Raw genomic sequence first — 392 nt, 5'->3', positions numbered from 1 at the left:
GGTGGCGTTTCTCTTCACGGGGCAGGGGAGTCAACGTCTGGGTATGGGGCGGGAGTTGTATGAGGCGTTTCCGGTGTTCGCGGGGGCGTTCGACGCGGTGTGTGAGGCGGCGGGGCTGCCGTTGAGGGATGTGGTGTGGGGTGGGGACGCGGGGGTGTTGGATCGGACTGAGTTTGCCCAGCCCGCGATCTTCGCGCTTGAGGTGGCGTTGTTCCGGCTTGTTGAGTCGTGGGGGGTGCGCGCGGACTTCGTCGCCGGGCATTCGGTGGGTGAGCTGGCGGCGGCGCATGTGGCGGGGGTCTTTGGTCTTGAGGACGCGGCGCGGCTTGTGGTGGAGCGTGGGCGGTTGATGCAGGCGTTGCCTTCGGGTGGGGCGATGGTGGCGATCCAGG

Annotated in this window: 1 protein-coding gene; it reads left to right on the top strand. The window is 67.9% G+C overall.

Going from position 1 to position 392, the window contains the following annotated elements; all coding sequences use genetic code 11:
* Positions 1 to 392: acyltransferase domain-containing protein (locus DEH69_RS02150; protein WP_113685149.1), on the top strand; the 392-nt coding region annotated here is incomplete at both ends.

The sequence above is a fragment of the Streptomyces sp. PT12 genome (assembly GCF_003311645.1).
Classification (GTDB): Bacteria; Actinomycetota; Actinomycetes; order Streptomycetales; family Streptomycetaceae; genus Streptomyces.
Note: the sequence above shows the minus strand (reverse complement) of the source record. Positions and strands in the feature narration are given on the sequence as shown.